Source organism: Nostoc sp. (assembly GCF_036917555.1).
GTDB lineage: Bacteria > Cyanobacteriota > Cyanobacteriia > Cyanobacteriales > Nostocaceae > Nostoc.
The window spans coordinates 34,311-53,197 of the sequence record NZ_JBALDD010000022.1 but is presented as its reverse complement, the minus strand read 5'-3'; the positions used below and the strand labels follow the sequence as shown (position 1 = coordinate 53,197).

12 protein-coding genes and 1 pseudogene are annotated in these 18,887 nt (G+C 41.0%); 10 read left to right on the top strand and 3 right to left on the bottom strand.

Going from position 1 to position 18,887, the window contains the following annotated elements:
* Positions 1-5: 5 nt before the first annotated feature.
* Together V7K60_RS08205 and V7K60_RS08200 are read right to left on the bottom strand one after the other, a co-directional pair.
* Positions 6-2,630 carry a CHAT domain-containing protein gene (locus V7K60_RS08205; RefSeq protein ID WP_334924485.1) on the bottom strand — a complete coding sequence of 875 codons (2,625 nt, stop codon included), beginning with the start codon at positions 2,628-2,630 and terminating at the stop codon, positions 6-8.
* On the bottom strand, positions 2,596-7,032 hold the full coding sequence (locus tag V7K60_RS08200; protein WP_334924483.1) for a two-partner secretion domain-containing protein: 4,437 nt from the start codon (positions 7,030-7,032) through the stop codon (positions 2,596-2,598). The genes V7K60_RS08205 and V7K60_RS08200 overlap by 35 nt, the downstream gene beginning before the upstream one ends.
* A 370-nt stretch (positions 7,033-7,402) precedes the next feature.
* Here V7K60_RS08200 and V7K60_RS08195 point away from each other — a divergent pair, with 370 nt between their 5' ends.
* The 10 genes and pseudogenes from V7K60_RS08195 (at position 7,403) to V7K60_RS08150 (ending at position 16,006) form a co-directional block, all read left to right on the top strand.
* The gene (locus tag V7K60_RS08195; RefSeq protein ID WP_334924481.1) at positions 7,403-7,756 is read left to right on the top strand and encodes a beta/gamma crystallin-related protein; all 354 of its coding nucleotides are present in this window, start codon (positions 7,403-7,405) and stop codon (positions 7,754-7,756) included.
* Between the two features lie 77 nt (positions 7,757-7,833).
* Positions 7,834-8,048, top strand: a pseudogene (locus tag V7K60_RS35165) (cysteine peptidase family C39 domain-containing protein); the annotation flags it as partial.
* A 196-nt stretch (positions 8,049-8,244) separates the two neighbouring features.
* Positions 8,245-8,589 carry a beta/gamma crystallin-related protein gene (locus tag V7K60_RS08185; protein WP_334924479.1) on the top strand — a complete coding sequence of 115 codons (345 nt, stop codon included), beginning with the start codon at positions 8,245-8,247 and terminating at the stop codon, positions 8,587-8,589.
* 530 nt (positions 8,590-9,119) lie between these two features.
* Positions 9,120-9,485, top strand: a complete 366-nt coding sequence (locus V7K60_RS08180) for a beta/gamma crystallin-related protein (RefSeq protein ID WP_334924477.1) — start codon at positions 9,120-9,122, stop codon at positions 9,483-9,485.
* Between the two features lie 497 nt (positions 9,486-9,982).
* Positions 9,983-12,175 (top strand): peptidase domain-containing ABC transporter, encoded by a 2,193-nt coding sequence (locus tag V7K60_RS08175; RefSeq protein ID WP_334924476.1) that lies wholly within the window; start codon positions 9,983-9,985, stop codon positions 12,173-12,175.
* Between the two features lie 460 nt (positions 12,176-12,635).
* Positions 12,636-12,998 (top strand): beta/gamma crystallin-related protein, encoded by a 363-nt coding sequence (locus V7K60_RS08170; protein ID WP_334924474.1) that lies wholly within the window; start codon positions 12,636-12,638, stop codon positions 12,996-12,998.
* A 273-nt stretch (positions 12,999-13,271) separates the two neighbouring features.
* A complete protein-coding gene (locus V7K60_RS08165; RefSeq protein ID WP_334924472.1) occupies positions 13,272-13,433 on the top strand; it encodes a hypothetical protein in 162 nt (53 codons plus the stop codon).
* A gap of 38 nt (positions 13,434-13,471) precedes the next feature.
* Positions 13,472-14,974: an HlyD family efflux transporter periplasmic adaptor subunit gene (locus V7K60_RS08160; RefSeq protein ID WP_334924470.1), complete on the top strand. Its 1,503-nt coding sequence runs from the start codon at positions 13,472-13,474 to the stop codon at positions 14,972-14,974.
* A 123-nt stretch (positions 14,975-15,097) separates the two neighbouring features.
* Positions 15,098-15,526, top strand: coding sequence for a hypothetical protein (locus V7K60_RS08155; protein ID WP_334924468.1), 429 nt, complete (start codon positions 15,098-15,100; stop codon positions 15,524-15,526).
* Positions 15,527-15,670: 144 nt separating this feature from the next.
* On the top strand, positions 15,671-16,006 hold the full coding sequence (locus tag V7K60_RS08150; protein WP_334924466.1) for a hypothetical protein: 336 nt from the start codon (positions 15,671-15,673) through the stop codon (positions 16,004-16,006).
* Positions 16,007-16,424: 418 nt separating this feature from the next.
* Here the strand turns inward: V7K60_RS08150 and V7K60_RS08145 are convergent, their stop codons facing one another.
* Positions 16,425-18,812 (bottom strand): CHASE2 domain-containing protein, encoded by a 2,388-nt coding sequence (locus tag V7K60_RS08145; RefSeq protein WP_334924464.1) that lies wholly within the window; start codon positions 18,810-18,812, stop codon positions 16,425-16,427.
* Between the last annotated feature and the right edge of the window lie 75 nt (positions 18,813-18,887).

Sequence of the window (18,887 nt, the reverse complement as noted above, 5' to 3'; positions counted from 1 at the left end):
TCTTTCTACAACCAATTACCAACTATAACATAGGGTGCCCAGTACATCGGACGGTTATATTCAGGAGCTTCAAGTAATTTTAATTGAGCAAAGCGTAAAGCTTCTGCCGTAGTTTTACCAGTCACTAACTGGCGGTAAAATTCCTCAATAAATAAAACTGTAGAGTTATCGCCAATTTGCCATAGGGAGGCTAAAGTACTCCGCGCACCAGCACGCAGGGCAACTCCTGCTAATCCCAATGCAGCTCGGTTATCTCCTGCTGCTGTTTCGCAAGCACTTAAAACAAGTAATTCAACCGGTTGTGTTAGTTTTTGCTCTCTACTTTTAAGCAAACTATCTAATTCACTCACATTGATGCGTCCATCAGCTGCTAAGATAAAAGTGTCTTTTGCTTTAGAGCTAAATTGCCCGTGAGTTGCCAAGTGAACAACTCTAAAAGCTTGAGCGTTGATAGTTTTCGCTAAATTTGTACTGGTAAAATTTTTATCCAATAATGTAGTTGTCGATACGCCTGATTTCTGAATTAATTTCAGTTCAATCTTAACGTTGGGAAGTGGTGCAAACTTTTCATTTTTGGGTGGTTGTGATAGTCCTCCAACCAGGGCATTTAATTTTTTGTGTGCTAAAGGTTGGGGAGTAAATAGTTGCAGTCCGGGACTAATAGCTATAGAGTATTTTTGGACTAAATACTCTTTGCCATCATACAATGCAGACATCGATATATTTTGCAGCAACCCATCTGGAATAAAGACTAGAGTATTAACTTTACTATTTTTGAGGTCTGTTTCAACTGGTTTAATTAACCAGTTATAAAGCTGTAGAGAAACTGCTTGAAATTGCAGATTAGCATCAGGTTCGACTATTGTCTCTCGTATTTTTGTAATAACTTGCTCAATTTGCTGACGTTTGACTTTAGAAGTTTTATGCATCAATGTTTGATTGGGAAGTTTGATAATAATTTCTAAATAATTATCTAGAATAATCGGGTAAAAAATAGCAGTATTCGGGTTGTCGCGGTCTACTACTTTGTCCAATACTACAAATTGGTTACTCAAGCAAGCTTCTCGGAAAAAATTGTCGAGTTCTGCGACTTGCAAGGCTTCCATTCGCTGACGTGCTTTATCTAAATCTGGTTTTCCTTGCCCTTTCTCTTGTAAAATCAACTCTACAGACTGCCGATAAAGAGGTTCTATGCGATCGCGAAAATTGAACTGTACCTCTCGATTAACCGCAACTAAATCGCTGCGAAGAGACTGAAGAGTTGTTACAGCAACGTCATAAGCAGATATGGCTGCTGCGATATTTCCCTGTGCTTTGAGCAAACGTCCTAACTGCCACTCAAGGCGATAAGCTATATCTGAAGCATTAATTTTTTGAGCCGTAAACAACGCTTGCTGCGTCAAATCCTGTGCTTCTTGCCATTGAAAGTTATGTTCGTAAACTTCTCCCAAGCTGCCCAGTGCATAAGATTCGGCACGTTCATCACCGATTATTTTGGCTTGGTGAACGCTAGTTGCCAGAATCTCTGCAATGTCTTTTCTGTTACCAATTGTGGTTAAATTCTGAGCAAAATTGATCCGTGCATAAATACCGGCTTGATTGGTAGGCAGATTGGGGACTTGAGATTGGATTATGGGTATTAATGACTTTGCTTCAGTGATGCGTTTGTTTTCGACCAGCAAACTTAGCTGGTTAATCAGGGCTTGAACTTTGGCCAGAGGGTTTGGTGCAATTTTGGCAGCGTTTTCATAATGAGCGATCGCATCTTTAATATTACTTAACGACCTAGCAGTATTACCGAGACTAAATTCCGTCAAACTAATTTCTAGAGGTAGTTGCAGACGTTGAGCGATTTCTAAGCTTTGTTGTAAGTTTGTCTGGGATGACTCTAGTTCGCCTAATTGTTGTAAAACATTACCAAGCGATCGCAAAGCTATTACTTTTACAAGAGAATCAGGTTGAGCTTGTAACTGTTTGGATACTTCCTCTAATATATTCAAGCTCCGGCGGTAAAAACCAGCAACTCGTAGGGCTTGTGCTTGGTTAATCCGGCTGCGCGTTACTCCAGCAGTATTACCTAATTTCTTCCAGATTTGCTCTACTTGTTGTGATGTTTTTATAGATGCATTAGTTTGTCCTAGTGCTAGTTGCAATTCGCCCTGAATATTGAGAGTTTGTGCCAGAATTTCTAACAATTCAGATTTTGGATTCTTAACATTTAACTTTTGATTTATCTCATCCCAGCCAAGTAAATTTAAGCTATTGTCAATAGTTGCATAAGCTTCTTTCCACGAGCCGAGTTTCTGGTATACAAGAGAGAGGTTAGTCAGCGCTGCGGCTTGTGCGAGGTTATTGCTTTCTCGTTGATAGGTACGGACAGCTTGTTGTAAAATAATTACGGCTTCAGTAAAGCGCCCAGTCTGATAAAGTGCTTCTCCTTGTTCAAGAAGTTGCTGTGGTGTTGTGGCTGCGGGTTTATTGGTTTGGATGTGAAACCCGTTTGGTGAATTCGTCTTTTGTTGTTTAGCGAATGTGCTAGGGATAATAATCAGAAAAACAGCAAAGGTAAATAGGAGTACGGGAGTTACCGCAAATCTAACTACTCGCTTTGACACTTGAAGTTTTGCCATATTTGACATCTCCCTGAGATATAGGACAGGAAGCAGGTGTTTGCCAAGGGCTGTGGGGGTTGAGTTGAGGAACTTGTGCTACTAGTTCTATGTTTCCATTACGATTAATTACCCAGCCAGAAGCTTCCACAATTGGAATTGTAGCAGCAATGGGAGTAGTTGAAACTGCTGTTGATTTTGGCACAGGCGTTGTATTTGCCAAGTTTTCTGACTTTGGTCTTAATTTCACCCACGCAGACACAGTACTTGAATCTTGTAATAGTTCAGTGGGATTCATGGGTAGTCCGCCGCGTCCTGTTACGACAAATGTATTTTGGAATTGCCGAGTTCCAGGAGTGCAGGCGGTGGAAATTTGGTTAGAAGCATCAACTAGATTAATTGGGAGTTCGACTAAACCGTTACTAGGGTCTACATCAGGTGCGTTGATTTGCACATTGCCGCTTAAATCAGGAGTTGCACCTTTTGCACTAATATCACTTGTGTTTGACGAAGGCTCTTTTCTAGACTGGATGCCAAAGATACCAGCAGCATTTCTGATAGTGACATTCCCGCCACGGAACTGAGCAGAATCTGCTTTAATGTCGCTATTTTCTTGGGGGACGGCGACGATAAAGCCATTTTTGGCATCAATTTTGATGTTACCAGCAGTGATATCATTACCACTGGCGTTAGTGGTAATACTGCTACCACGACGCAGTAATAATAAAGGTGAATTGAGAAAGATATTTCCCCCACCTCCTTGAGTATCGGCGTTAATTTTGGCGCTGTTGTCCAGCAAAATAGAGTTAGCATCTACAGTTAGGTTGCCAGCTTTCCCGGAATTTGTGCTGTTGACTGTAACTTGTGCCCCATCCCGTGCTACTAACTTTCCTGTACTCAAAGTTAAGTCTCCGCCATTGCCAGCGCCTGTAGTTTCAGCAGATATAATTGAGCCATCGCCAGTGAGGGTAATAGATTCAGGGGCAGTTATTCTTAAGGTTCCACCTTGACCGCTACTACTGGTAGATGCTGATATCTGCGCTCCTTTTTGGAAATTTACTTTTAAGTTTTGCTCATTACCAAAAGGTTGCAAAATAAGTTTACCAGCATTACCTGTACCGCTTGTTTGGGCGAACAGACCGCTATTGGAGCCAGATAGTTGGATTTCTGGGACATTCACCGTGATGTCACCCGCTTGTCCACCGCTATTGGAAGCGGTAGATGTAAATAGTCCAGAGCTTCCGGAGACACCCACGAAATCAGAGGCGTTAATTTCAATCTTACCTGCATTCCCTTGTCCACTGGTATCGGTTTGAATTTTAGCGCCATTGGTTAAAGATAGAGAACCAGTTCTGATGTTGATATCACCACCTTTGCCGACTGCTTCTCTTGTGACTAGGCTGTCAATGAACCCATTGTTAAGCGAAACCGAATCCTTTGCAATTATGTTGACGCTGCCTGCATCTCCTCGATTTTCTGTGCGAGCAACCAATCTAGCACCATTTCTCACCGCGAGGGATTGACTATCGATTGTGATGTTACCCGCATTACCCACTCCCCTATCCGCAGCCACAAGGGTATATGCATCACTGCCTCTACCATCAAACTCGACGTTATTACCAGCTTTGATCGTTATACTGCCCGCATCCCCCTCTCCAAAAGTGGCGGACACCAGTTGACCGATCTGGTCTTTGGCAACACTTGAAGGGATACCCGTCACCCGGACAGACCCATCTGTGGTGATGCGAATATTACCTGCTCTACCACTACCTCCTTTTTCCAACCTGCTAAGTGCAAACCCACCATCAAATAAAACTAAATCGCGGGCTTTGATGTTAATATCGCCTGCCCGACCTCTTCCACCGGGAGTAATGCTAGAATTAAGTTCAGAATTATTAGCAACGGTGAGCGTCCCAGTGTCAATGCTAATGCCACCACTGTTGCCTGCATCCGCTTGTCCATAGATACTGGTAGAAAGTTGAGCGCCATTGGTTACAGATACAGAATCAGCGCTAATTTGAATATTTCCACCTTTTCCAACTCCAGTCTGTTGTACGTTGCTGAAAGCACCGCTGCGGAAGGGTATGAAAGCACCGTTGGGGGAGATAATAGCAACAGCCCCATCAAAGGAAACCTTCTCACGTGCATTAATTACCACATTCCCTGCATCCCCTTGTCCACTAGTGTTGGCAGAAAGTTGAGCGCCATTCCTCAAGAAGACCGATCCTGCTGTAGCTGTGATGTTGATATCACCACCGTTGCCTGTGGAGTTAGTCTCTGTGCTTGTAGATGCCGCACTAATATCATCAAATGAGACGGTATCGCGGGCAAATATATTTACACTGCCTGCATCCCCTTGTCCCCTAGTGCTGGCAGAAAGTTGAGCGCGATTCCTCAAGAAGACCGACCCTGCTGTAGCTGTGATGTTGATATCACCGCCCTTGAGTGTTCCATAGTTCTCGCTGTTAATCTCGCCGCCATTAACCAAAATTGTTCCTGTGTCACTGTTGATGGTGATATCCCCGCTTATGCCAAACTTACCACCATCTGACCTCATTCCTGTGGTAGTAATATCACCCTCCGCTTGAAGCGTAATCTTGCCGCCATTGCCAGAGTTGATTAGAAAAGTATTTGCGTTGAGTTTACCCGTAGTAATACTGCCGTTTTTAGCTTCAAGGCTGATGTTGCCTCCATTTCCCGCATTGCCAAAATCAGAATCTGAGGAAGAGTCTAAATTGCCAATGTCAATGTTACCGTTGTTGGTTTCAAAGTTAATTAGACCCCCATTACCCGCACTGCCAAAATCAGAATCTGAGGAAGAGTCCAAAACGCTGATGGTAATGCCGTTAGCAGCTTTTAGGCTAATCGCGCCCCCATTTCCTGTACTGCCAGATGTAGAGTACGAGTAAGAGTAAAAACCAGCACTGTTAATACTGCCGTTTTTAGCTTCAAGGCTGATGTTGCCTCCATTTCCCGCATTGCCAGAATTAGAACGCGAGTAAGAGAACAACTTATTAGTAGTAATGTTGCCGTTGGTGGCTTTTAAGCTAATGTCACCTCCATTATTCGCGCCATTAATTGTAACCAAGTCTTGTTCATTGGTTTTTATTGCCCCAGCACTGTTAATAGCGATCGCGCCCCCATTAGTTATAATTTCTTGAGTACTCACATCCCCGGATGCTGTCGTTAAGCTAACTATCCCCCCAGCCCCATTAAACTGCTCTAAGCGCAGATTTCCACCTAGCGTAATTCCCTCTGGCACAGTTCCACTACTAAACGCAGGTACTGAACCAGAATTGATACCTCCATAAACTAGAGTATTCTGCCCAGAACGCATAATTAACGCTGTACTCTTGCTTATGGAGGTATCTTGTCCAACAACTAAACCGTCAGTATCAGGTCTAGTAATATTTATATCACTCCCAAAGCGAATATTACCCTTGCTTTCAACTAACAAAGATGCTCCTGTATAGTTACCTGCAACATCCACATCGCCATTACTGCTGATTATTGGGTCATAAAGGCTCACAAAGTTTGCCAATCCACCCGATACACTCCTAAGCGAAAAATTCCCACCACTGGCAAAACGAGCATCACCAGAAATCATTCCATCACTGATTAAGCTGAAATCGCCCCCACTCATAAACGATGTCAGCGTTGGATGATTGAGAGCTAAAATGTCAATTCCTTGATTTCCCTCAATTGTGAGATTACTACCTGCTTGAGCTAAAAACGGAGTCGTCACACTGTCTCGCACTTGCACTGTATCAGTAGCTTGCAGTGTTAAATTTCTTCCTGCTTTTAGCTGTCCCTGCAAATCAAGTTTGTCAGCTACTAATGTCAAGTCTTGCGGAGGTGCTAAATTTCCGGTATTAATAATAGTCGCCCCTGACTGACTTGCTCCATATTGCAACCCTGGTGTAATATTTACCGTCAATAATGGCGGTGCTTGGGGATTAGTAGCACTGAAGGTACTGCCATTAGGAAACTTGAAACTGCTTGCTGTAGTTGCAGAAAAGGAGCCGCCAATATTTAATCGGGCATTTTTTCCAAAAATAATGCCATTGGGATTAAGTAGGAATAAGTTTGCTTTACCGTTAGCACGAATTAAGCCATCAATATTAGAAATTGATTTACCTGTTACTCGTGTCAGGATGTTCTGAATATCCAGTGCATTATTGAACAAAGCTGTTGAGCCATTGGGAATAGAGAACTCCTGAAAGCTGTGGAACAGATTGCCTCCTCTTGTGGTTCCACCTTCAATAACTCTGGTATTACCCTCTAATGTGACGTTGGAATTATTTGGCAGAGTGCCGTCTGGGGTGATTTGGGCAACTGAGATATTTGCATATAAGGCGATCGCACTCCCAATCGCAATTCCTAGACCTTGTAACCAGTCCAAACGCACAGTTTTAAAAGACATTGCAATCTCTTATAGAAAAGGAAATTTAGTTTGGAAGCCTTAATTGAGTATAGGTGTCAGGACAATCAACTTATGCATAAGAGAGGATATTACCAAATTGGCACTACTAAATCAAGTGAATAAAATCATGTGACTGCTACCAATTAAAAATTAGAAGGTCAAACTAGCCCAAAACGCCTGATTTCTAACAGTGAATAAAATTATGTCACTGCTACCTATTAAGAATCAGGAAGGTTAGCAAGCCGGAAATAACTCTGATTCCCAACAGTGAATAAAATCATGTCACTGCTACCTATTAAGAATCAGAAGGGTTAATAAACCAGCGATTACCTTCAGTTCAAGTTCCAATTTGAAATTCCGGAGAAAAACAATGTCTAACATCAACAACCACGGAGTAAGTATGAACAACATTGAACTTAGTCCACTTTTTCAAGATCTGACATCTGAGCAGGGTGCTGCTATTCAGGGTGGAGCAGCAATAGAATTTTATGAAGATATAAACTTTGGAAAAACTACCTCAGGTGTCGTTACTAATGATTTGCCTTACGTCGGTGATTTTTGGAACGATAAAATATCGTCAGTTAAAGTCTACTCCGGTCAATGGCAGTTTTGGACAGATGCCAACTATTCTGGTTACGTTTTGACATTAGACCCAGGTGAATATCCGTCATTCGCACCAAACACAAACGATGTCTTTTCGTCAATCAAAGCAACGATTCGATAATTCAGTTCTAGTCCTCTAGTCAGTGGGGCGAGGCATACTTCGCCCCTACTTTTTTTAGATATCAACTGGACTCAGATATGAAATACCAAATCGTGCTCCAACACAGTGAAGAAGACTGCGGTGCTGCCTGCCTTGCCACAGTTGCCAAACACTACGGACGCACCTTTGCCGTCAGCCGCGTGTGAGAAGCAGTGGGCACAGGTTCGCGGGGAACAACACTACTAGGTTTGAGACGAGACGGGGAGCAGAAACTCTGGGATTCCATGCTCGTCAAGTCCAAGCTACCGCACAACCTTATTTTTCTTTGCCTAGAGTAATAAAAGAGCGTTGGAGGGAGAATTTTTTGCACTAAATTTAAATCCATTAGCGAACGAATCTCATACTATTGGTAGATGTGGCAAAAAAAGAATCGATTAAAAATCAGATTGGGTTAAGAAATCAGCAATTACCTTCATTTAAAACCCCAATTTAGAATTCGAGAGAGAAAAATGTATAACATCAATAAGCATGGAGTAGATATGAAGAATGATGTACTTTTTCAAGAACTCATCTGTGAAAAGGCTGCTACTATTCAAGGTGGTTCCGCATTAGAACTTTATCAGGATATCGATTTTCAGGGCCCAATCATTCTTACAGATAGTAGTTCTCCTTATGTAGGTAACCTGAATAATGACCAAGTATCCTCAATTGTAGTTAACGAGGGAATTTGGACATTCTATGCAGATGCCAACTTCCAGGGCACGACAATTACTCTCGGTCGTGGAACATATTCTGATGCTAGAACCCTTAATATTGGTAACGACACAATCTCATCTTTCTCGCGTATAGCGTAGAGTGAGATTGACTGCAACTTTTATAGGTATTTTGTCTAGATAGCAAAACTGCCTCAAAGTATGATTTTTTGAAGCAGTCATGGCAGTATTCATTCTGGAAATTGCTTGCTTGTCACTGCTAACAATTAAAAATCACAAGGCAAAGCTAAAAAAACTCTGATTCTTAACAGTGCATAAACTTATGTCATTGCTACCAATTAACAATCAGAAGAAAGAAAACAACTTTACCTTCAGAGGATGTTTGAAAAGTCTTCTTATCGGGATCAAAAGTTCTAGATCCCCCCTAACCCACGCCACGTGCTTCTCCCTTGGCGCTAGCCTCTCCCTTTGGGAGAAGGGGAGACGCTGCGCGTAGCTTGCTTCCCCGCAGGGGTACAAGTCGGGAAACCGCAAGGGCGCAGTCTCAAAGTCTCCCCAAGTGGAGCAATTGGCGTGGGTTAGGGAGGATCTAAAAGTGTCTAAAGTGACAGCGAAACACTTTTCAAACAACCTCTCAGTTCAAAGCCCAATCTAAAACTCACGAGAAAACAATGTCTAACATCAACAACTACGGAGTAGATATGAGCAATAAATCTTTAGCAGAATTGAGCTTCAGCGCAGTGAAGGAACTTAGCGATGAGGTTGCTGCTACTTGTGGTGGAGGTAGTGCAAGTATATACCGGGATATTAACTATAAGGGAGGAGGCATAAAGTATTATAACGGTGATTCCAACCTCGTTGATAACAATTTCAACGACGAAACCTCATCTATTATTATTACAGGGAATGAAAGATGGAAGTTTTATAGAGACATAAACTTTACCGGTCCGTCTGTAACTTTGGGACCAGGACGATACTCGTTTGTTCCTAATGTTGGTATTCCAAACGACTGGATTAGTTCTCTCACACGCCTATAGTTCTCTCAGACGCCTAGCATAGATTTGACTTCTGTGCATCCGTTCTAGAAACTTTGCTTAGATAGTAAAATAGCCTCAGACTAGTCATCCATTTCTGAGGCATTTTACTATCTCAGACCTCTGTTAAAACTTCCCTCATCCCCTCTCTAACTTGCAACAGAGATGCCGCAGGTGGAGTATGAGTTTTTGCACCCATCATCCGAACTTTATATTACTTAATCGTCTATATTGCGTCAAAGGCATTGTCGTGTAAGTGTCAGGACAATGAACTTATGCACAAGTGAGGATATTAAAAAATTAGCGTTACTGAATCAAATGAATAAAATCATGTCACTGCTACCAATTAAGAATCAGAAGGTTTTGACTTCCCTATAACCTTATCTAGTGATTTTTGTCTAGAGTTCAAAGCTGCCTCAGAATATAGATTCCTGAGGCAGTTGAATAAGTGTATTGATCTGTGTTGCCCCTACGGCATCAAAAACTTCAGTAATTTAACTATGAAATACCAGGTTGTTCTCCAACACAGCGAAGAAGATTGCGGTGCTGCAAGCCTAGCCACAGTTTGCAAATTTTACGGACGCACCTTTGCCCTCAACCGCGTGCGAGAAGCAGTCGGCACAGGTTCGCGGGGAACCACCTTGTTAGGTTTGAGACGGGGAGCAGAAACTCTGGGATTCCATGCTCGTCAAGTCCAAGCCACCGCACAACTACTAGAGAAATTAAATGAAGTTCCCTTGCCCGCAATCATTCACTGGAAAGGCTACCACTGGGTAGTATTTTACGGGCTAAAAGGGAAAAAATGTATTATTTCTGACCCCGGAGTTGGTATCCGTTATCTTACCCTAAAAGAGTTAATGGCGGGTTGGAGTGATGGCGTAATGCTGCTGCTGATGCCAGATGACAGCCGCTTCTATCAGCAATCAGAAGATCAAATTGGCGGTTTTGGGCGCTTTATTGCCCGGATATTACCCTATCGTAACCTTTTGATTCAGGCGATCGCCATCAACTTTGCGATCGGGCTATTGTCCCTCGCCTCCCCTTTAATGATGCAACTCCTCACCGATGACGTGCTAGTACGAGGAGATACCCAACTGCTAACAACAGTAGCAATTGGCGTCATTGCTATGAACCTAATTCAAAGTGCCATAGGTTTAGTACAAGCTCACCTGATTGGTCATTTTGGTCAACGGTTGCAATACGGGCTAATTCTAGAATACGGCCGAAAACTGTTGCGCTTACCCCTATCATATTTTGAAGCACGTCGCAGTGGGGAAGTCGTTAGCCGGATTGCTGATGTTCATACCATCAATAATCTCGTTTCTCAAATTGTCCTTGGTTTACCCAGTCAATTTTTTGTGGCTATGGTTTCCTTGGGTTTCATGCTTTTCTATAGTTGGGAACTTACTCTAGCTTCCGTCACTTCTTTTATCATCGTCACTCTTGTCAACCTGCTTTTTCTTCCCGCCTTACGCCAGAAAACCCGCAGCCTCATCGTCAAAGGTACGGAAAATCAAGGCTTTTTAGTCGAAACCTTTCGCGGTGTTCAAGTCCTCAAAACTACCCAAGCAACTCCTCAAGCTTGGCAAGAGTATCAGACAAATTTTGGCCGCATTGCTAACTTAGGCTGGACTACGATGAAGTTGGGGCTTTACAGCAGCACAGTCACAAGTATTCTTTCCAAATTGACGAGTATTGGCATACTCTGGTTAGGTTCTAGTTTGGTGATTAATCAGACATTATCCATCGGTCAACTGCTGGCGTACAGTGGTATGAGTGGCAGCTTTCTGGGGTTTTTAACGTCAGTAGTCGGGCTAATCGATCAATTTATCACTGCTCAAATTGTCGTTCAACGCTTGACAGAAGTTATAGATGCTACCCCAGAAGATGAAAATGACTTTAAAAAACCTTGGGCAGAAATTTCTGGCAATGCAGATATTACTTGTTCTCAAGTTAACTTTCACCATGCTGGTAGAACTGACCTGTTAGAAAATTTTTCTTTAACTATCCCTGGTGGTAAAGTAATAGCCTTAATCGGTCAATCGGGCTGTGGCAAAAGCTCCCTTGGCAAATTAATTACTGGTTTATATGATGTCCAATCTGGTAATATCCGTTATGGTTTATACAATCAGCAAGACTTATCTTTAGAATGTTTGCGACAGCAAGTCGTGTTAGTTCCCCAAGAACCTCATTTTTGGAGTCGTTCAATTGTGGAAAATTTTCACTTCAGTTATCCCAACATTAATTTTGAGCAGATAGTCAAAGCTTGTCAAATTGCTGGTGCAGATGAATTTATTAGTAAATTACCTGATAAATATCAAACTGTTTTAGGCGAATTTGGTGCAAATCTTTCTGGAGGACAAAGGCAGAGATTAGCTATAGCTAGAGCAATTGTTACTGACCCACCTGTATTAATTTTAGATGAATCTACAGGCGCTCTTGACCCAGTAAGTGAAACTAAAGTTTTGGATAGATTACTTGCTCACCGTCAAGGCAAAACTACAATTATGATTAGCCACCGTCCTCAAGTTATCAAACGGGCTGATTGGATTGTATTGCTTGAAGATGGACGCTTAAAAATTCAAGGGACTCCAGATGAATTACGTCATATTCCTGGAGAGCATTTAAGCTTTCTTGATGAGATTTATCCTGATAAAAATGGTTTAAAATCTTCGTTAGTTATTCAAAATTAGTTAATAGTTATTAAATGTTTTGCATCTACTCATTATATAATCTTTTTACAGAACTAAATCTTCAGTAAAAAGACTATATTATCTTGCAAACTGAGTGAACTAAAGTGACGCCATTGTAGAGTATTAGAGGTTTTTAATTTTTGTAAATATTGAATTTTTTTTGTGCTTATTTAGTAATATGGAAACATAGCTCATGACAGTAGAACGAAAAGTTTTTTAAGTTGATGAAATAATGCGAGTTTTAACCGATGTTTCTGGGGCTGACCAGAGCGATCGCTAATAGCAAAAAAGCCCATCCACAACCCGATTGCTCAAAAAGCAGATTCTGGGAGGATTTCAACAAATGGTGTTTTTTAGCTCAAATAATCGGCTGGTAAGTCTTTTAAAAAACTTTTCAGTCTACTGCTGGAGTTATGCAATGCCAAAAAAAGAAGTATTCACACTTAATTAGGAGAAAAAAATGAAAGAGAACTGCTTTGAAGCAATTTCTAGCATCAAGGAACTTAATGATGAAGATGCTGCTACCTGTAGTGGTGGTGTGGCCTATACTGGGAGCAACAACCCAGATGTAATTTTGTATAGAGATATAGACTTCAACAACACTAATCTGAATGTTAATGCATCAGTAGGTGATGGTCTTCGCTTCGTTGGTGATAATTTCAACGATCTAACCTCATCTATTGCCATTATTCGGGGTACATGGGCGTTCTATAGAGACATCAACTTTACGACGTATCAGACCACTCTTGGACCAGGACTATACTCTAGTCCCCCAAGCGGTATTGCAAACGACAGTCTAAGTTCCCTCTTTCGTGTAGCATAGATTTAATATGATGTCCGGGTAATTAACCATAATACCCGGAATCCCACCCTGCAAAAGCTGCGCTTTAGCTCCCCTCCCCCCGCTTGCAGCTATCCATTAGTCACATCTTTCTTTACAATCTTGAAACGCCTGTTTTGTAAGCATCTTGAACAATGAGGTGTCAGACATACTTGACAAATTAGCTCTTAATATTCTCGCTAAAATTAGGTTTTTATTGAGAATAAACGAGGAACTAATCAGGGTTATAAAAAACGTGAGTTAATACTCTCGCAAATGTTAAGAAAGATCCCGGTAATGGATAGCCGCTTGTGGGGAGGGGTTGGCAAAGGAACTCCAGAAGAATTACGTCATATTCCTAGAGAGCATTTAAGCTTTATTCATGATATTTATCCTTCTAAGAATAGTTTGAAATCTTCTTTGGCTATTCAGAATTAGTTAATGGTTATTGATAATTTTTTATCTACTCAACACTGATGATTAGTAACTCTCAAAAAAATTTTTTACCCTTAGTTCAAGATAACGAGTTTCTCCCACCAATTAGCCGTTGGACTACATTTGGCGGACTATTTATCCTATTTGCCTTGTCGTTAGCTGTTCCTGTGGCTGCAGTTGTTAAATATAAAGTTACGGTCAAAGGGCAAGCGGTTGTCCGTCCTGCGGGTGAATTGCCAATTGTACAGGCGGCAACAGAAGGACAGGTAATGCATATTTACGTCAAAGAAAATCAAACGCTGCAAAAAGGAGATAGAATTGCTACTATTGATGACTCTCGATTGCAAACCAAAAAAAACCAGCTGCAAACCAATATTCAACAAGCTAGGTTACAACTAATTCAAACCGTTCCGCAAATTAATGCAATCGATAGTCAAATTCGAGCCGAAAGCGATCGCACTAATCGGACTATCGCCTCTGCTAAAGCTGAATTGCAGGGACGCGATCGCGATCATCAAGACAAAAAAATTACCAGTATCAGTGAACTTCAAGAAGCATCAGCCAATGTCAAAATGGCTCAAGAAGAATTATACGCAGGGCAAGCACAATTACAATCAGCGCAAGCTAATCTCTATGCGACTGAGGCTGCTTTAGGAGCCGCGAGATCAAAGCAGAACCGATATGACAGTGCCGCCAAACAAGGGGCATTATCGCGCGATCAACTTGAAGAAGTACAGTTGGCTGTGAAACAACAAGAACAAGCTGTACAGGCGCAAAAAGCAACTTATCAGGCCCAAGAAAAAACAAATGAACGGCTAAAACAAGCTGTTAATGGGGCTATTGCTAAACGCGATCGCACTCAAGTAGCCCTCAACCCAAGCAATGCAGAGGTAGCAATGGCGACTGAACGCATTGCTCAAGAAAAAGCTTCTGGGGAAGTAAGTAAAGCATCGTTAGAAAGAGAACTTCAAGAACTTCTCAAACAGAAAATTGAAACAGAAAAACAATTAGAGCGCGATACTAGCGAATTCAAGCAAGTCGAAATGGACCTGAAGCAAACTACTATTACCGCTACAGCAGACGGGATTATTTCCAAGCTCAATTTGAGAAACCCTGGTCAAACTCTCCGGGCTGGGGAGGAAGTTGTGCAAATTGTTCCTAGTCATGCACCTTTAGTTATTAAAGCAGCTGTCGGTTCTGAGGAAAAAGGTAAGATAAAAGTCGGTCAAAAAGTGCAAATGCGAGTTAGTGCTTGTGCTTATCCTGATTACGGTACTCTCAATGGCGTTGTCAAAGTGATTTCCCCTGATGCTGTTAGTTCGCAAAAAAACGATGCAGATACTGATACGAACTCTATCCCAAAAGCAACTGCTGTAGGTGCTTTTTACGAAGTCACAATTGAACCAGAGAAACTTGCTTTAGGTCGCAGTACAAAGAAATGTCAAATTCAATTGGGTATGGATGGCAGAGTTGATATTATTACCCGCGAAGAAACTGTACTGCAATTTGTACTTCGCAAGGCAAGGTTAATAACGGATTTGTGACATTGACATTAAGAGACAGATTTATGTTCATGTAAAACTTTAATATGCATGTTTTTTGGTGGATTTTGGTTTCTAGCATCAATATTTTACTTTTAGTTATTTTTTACGAAACAATATATATATTTGACTGACATTTCAACGGCAATTTTTAGTGTCAGCAATATACTAGTAGCTGTTTTAGTCCGTAATGAACTGATTTTGCATTTATTGTATCGTTTGGCAGTATGGACTTCGGTAAAGATTGTTTATGGTAAATACTATCTTAATAGTGGCGTTCATTACATCGGTGGCGTTCACGCCTCATGTGCTACTTGGGGTTTTCTCTGGCTCATTGTTGATGTATTGCAGCAGTTGGGAAACCCAAGCGATCCTCTATCAATGGCTACATCTAGCGATCCTATATCAATTGCTACATCCAGTATACTGTTAACACTTTTATTTATTATTATCCTCACTGCTATTCCCCCATTCCGCCATAAGTTCCATGACACGTTTGAAATCAGCCATCGCTATCTGGGATGGTCTTGTTTAAGTATTCTCATCTTGCATTAAATTAGATTTCAATTTATCATCGCTCTCAACCAAGCTTATCCTCTAGAAACTTTATTAACTAATCCAGTTTTACTGATGATCGCGCTGATGGTTTTCAGTATATTTTTACCTTGGATAAGTGTGCAGTGTTTTGATAATTTTAGGATGCACTGTCCATCTGAAGGGGTTTTAGTTATAACTCTTCCAGGAAGGGCTGATGTCGGGACATTTGCTCGAATTAGTCTAGATGGTATTGAATGGCATTCCTTTTCAGTTGCAGGAACGAGTTTCAGCAAACAAACGGACGAATCAGAAATTCATTTAATAATTGGTGCAATAGGCGACTGGACTAAAAATTTGATTCGGCAAGTTGAAAAAGGAAATTTGCCCAAACGACTATGGGTTCGTCGAGTTAAGCCTCCTGGTTTTATGTTCTCAATTGCTCTTTCAACAAAACGTCTTGGTTCTAACACCAACAACAGGCGTGATCTGGTCAATTGATTACCAGCCCCAGGAAATAGTCGAAGCTAATAAATCGATTATTCAGTTACTCAACTGTCAGAATCTTTGAATAAAAGCATTCATAAATGAGAATGATGCTAATAAACTTGTCATGGGACAAGAAGCCCAAATCAACCTTAATAACTCAAGTAATGTTCAATGGAAAGGATGAGTAGAGACAATCAGAGCAGGTACAGGTCGTGTTGAAGTTGGGCAATATGTTGTAGAACCACCGCCAGAAATTGCCCGCGGTCAACTATCAGTAAGGGTAGCGGCAGTGCGAATCAAAGTTGATTGGCAGAAAACCCCTAGATTTGACGATTTTTGTCTGGCAGGGAGGAGTGTAAATGTTCGCTTTACCGAGTCAAAGTCCTCCCCTTTTTAGCAATTTATGCCTTTAATTTTTACTAGTTTGACATTACTCAACTAATGATTGTGGAGTAGCAGAAAATTCCTGGCAACTTGGAATAAATATAACGAAAACACCACTTACAACTACGCCAAAGGCAGAAGGAATAAATGGTGTCCATAGCCCTTGTTTTAAAAGAGCGATCGCACAGACTCCATATAATATGACAACCGTCACAAAGATAGCGCATCCTTTATGTGAGAGCAAACGAACACGCCAAATAATCAAACTCCCAACTACAGACCAGCCGCATATCCAGAGAATATCGCCCCAGTAAGGCAAAACCCCAAGAATTGGACGTTGGTCTAAAACTGCACTCAAAACTTGGCTAACCATTTGTGCTTGTATAAATACCCCTGATATTTCTTGGTAATCTTGTTGTGCAGTACTGTAGGGAGTTGACCAAGTATCGCTGACTGTATTAGCTGTCACTCCAACGATAACTACCTTATCTTTAAATGATTTACGATCAAATTTATTACTCAATACATCATCAAGGGAAATTTTCTGATAATCTGTATTACGGTAATTAACAAGTATTTGATTTCCGCCTAAATCAACTCCTTGTTGATAGGCACCACTGCGACTAGGTTTTAAACGTTTAAATACTTTAGAGCCAAACTGTACATAATCCTCATTAAATTTAGGTTTAATATTTTCGTAAGATAAGTAACGAGCAACTAATTGCAATGAGAACGAATAAGGCGTTGTACAAGTTGAAGAAGGCTCTTGTGCCATCATCAAAATTTGCCGACGGACAATACCATCTGGGTCTTGAATTGCATCAGTAAAACCCTGACGTGCTACAGGTACGTCTTTTGGAGGTTTAACACCTAGGGGATCGTATTTACTATCGGTGCTTTTGCAGACAACAACAACGTTCTCTTTATTAAGTTCAGTCGGAAATTGTATTAGATTTGATTTGTTTGGGGGGTCAGCCAAGTCTCTATAAATATCCAATCCAATAACTCGCGGTTGATACTTTTGTAATTTGTTAAGCAATTTAGCTAACGTACTATCCGAAATGGATTTTAGTCCTTTGGTCATCTCTTGTCGTGATTGAATATCTTTTTCAGTAATTTCTACAATTATCAACCTTGGATCTGGATCTTCCTTGAGTCTCATCTGTAGCATTCGATCGAAAGTTTGCAGTTCGATTTTCTCAAAGACTCCCAAGTATCTCAAACCTACTGTTGAAACAGCCACAAGAAAAGTACTAAGTAGTACATTCCAAAATTTAGATTTTGATGTCGCAATTTTACCTTTTGTCGAAACTTTACCCACAAATTTAGTATTACCAAAATTGCCATGCAGTTCTTGCCACGTAGTAGGAACAGTTGTAGGATTTTGACAGATCACTGGCAACCAACTGGCACAAGGAAATTCATTTTCCAGTCCTTGAAGTCTTTCTCGTGCTTCTCGCACAGCCAAGTAAAATGGTTTGTTATCTGCAAAGGCAGTAAGAAAGTTTTTTAAAAATTCCTGTGCTATTAAATCTGGCACTCCTTCCCGCATTACAATCATTTGGGGAATATTTAAATCGGCTAAATTTCGTCCTAAACCAATTCCGTCACAAGAATTGAAAATTGCCAGTTTTAAACCGCGTCTAATTGCTGCCTTAAGTGCATGTTTCAATTGCGAAATTGCTAAACTTTCTGTTTGATTGATGTAAATTTCCCCAATCTCTCCGTCAACAAGACTAGTGCTATGTCCGGCAAAAAATAGAATATCCCAATCCTGATTCCATAGATACTCGTCAAGTATTTGCCGTGTTGGTTCTATAAGAAAGGTGGTTTTGGCATCTGTTAAACCTTGTAACAAAAAGGCGTCTTTATCAATATCAATACCAACTCTATTGCCTAGAATTGCCAAAATTTTGACTTTACCTGTAGGAGATTTTTGTAATAGCTGAGGAGATTCATATTCATGATTGCTCAAAGCTAATTCCGCTTTCGAGTAATCTTCAAAAAAATGCCATAGATGCCAAGGCAAACGATGCAATAGAACTATATTTGTTTCAATAATGACTCTAATTTCATCATTACGACTGAGTAGAGTTCTCAACTGCCGTTCAATATTCTGAAATGGCTCAAATTTCAACCAAGCATTGATACTTGCTTGTAGCTGTTGACACATTTCATCGAAGTCATTGACAGAAATATTGGTTATATCTTGCAAATGTACTTTTATACGGTGATTGCTACCCAGGCGTTGATGAACTGCTGCGTAGAGTAACTGCCATCTGCGGTAGAGTTCGCTTAGTTCTGGTGCTGGTGGTAGACTCCCTGTTAATTTCACAGGTACAAATTGGTTATGAGACCAAAGTTGAGCCGTGACAACAGGAAATCCTTGATTTAAATCTCCTCCCAAGAAGCTGAAGACAACTAGCTTACTCATAAGTTAAGTGGACTTTGCCATTCGTGATTAACTAATGACTAATCAACAGGGAGCATTCTACTTATGCAAAAATAC

Bases quoted from the DNA above. Each gene is read 5' to 3' on its own strand.
- V7K60_RS08150 (WP_334924466.1), top strand. From the start codon at position 15,671: ATGCACTGTCCATCTGAAGGGGTTTTAGTTATAACTCTTCCAGGAAGG.
- V7K60_RS08205 (WP_334924485.1), bottom strand. From the start codon at position 2,630: ATGGCAAAACTTCAAGTGTCAAAGCGAGTAGTTAGATTTGCGGTAACT.
- V7K60_RS08170 (WP_334924474.1), top strand. From the start codon at position 12,636: ATGAAAGAGAACTGCTTTGAAGCAATTTCTAGCATCAAGGAACTTAAT.
- V7K60_RS08175 (WP_334924476.1), top strand. From the start codon at position 9,983: ATGAAATACCAGGTTGTTCTCCAACACAGCGAAGAAGATTGCGGTGCT.
- V7K60_RS08145 (WP_334924464.1), bottom strand. From the start codon at position 18,812: ATGAGTAAGCTAGTTGTCTTCAGCTTCTTGGGAGGAGATTTAAATCAA.
- V7K60_RS08160 (WP_334924470.1), top strand. From the start codon at position 13,472: ATGATTAGTAACTCTCAAAAAAATTTTTTACCCTTAGTTCAAGATAAC.
- V7K60_RS08200 (WP_334924483.1), bottom strand. From the start codon at position 7,032: ATGTCTTTTAAAACTGTGCGTTTGGACTGGTTACAAGGTCTAGGAATT.
- V7K60_RS08195 (WP_334924481.1), top strand. From the start codon at position 7,403: ATGTCTAACATCAACAACCACGGAGTAAGTATGAACAACATTGAACTT.
- V7K60_RS08180 (WP_334924477.1), top strand. From the start codon at position 9,120: ATGTCTAACATCAACAACTACGGAGTAGATATGAGCAATAAATCTTTA.
- V7K60_RS08165 (WP_334924472.1), top strand. From the start codon at position 13,272: ATGTTAAGAAAGATCCCGGTAATGGATAGCCGCTTGTGGGGAGGGGTT.
- V7K60_RS08185 (WP_334924479.1), top strand. From the start codon at position 8,245: ATGTATAACATCAATAAGCATGGAGTAGATATGAAGAATGATGTACTT.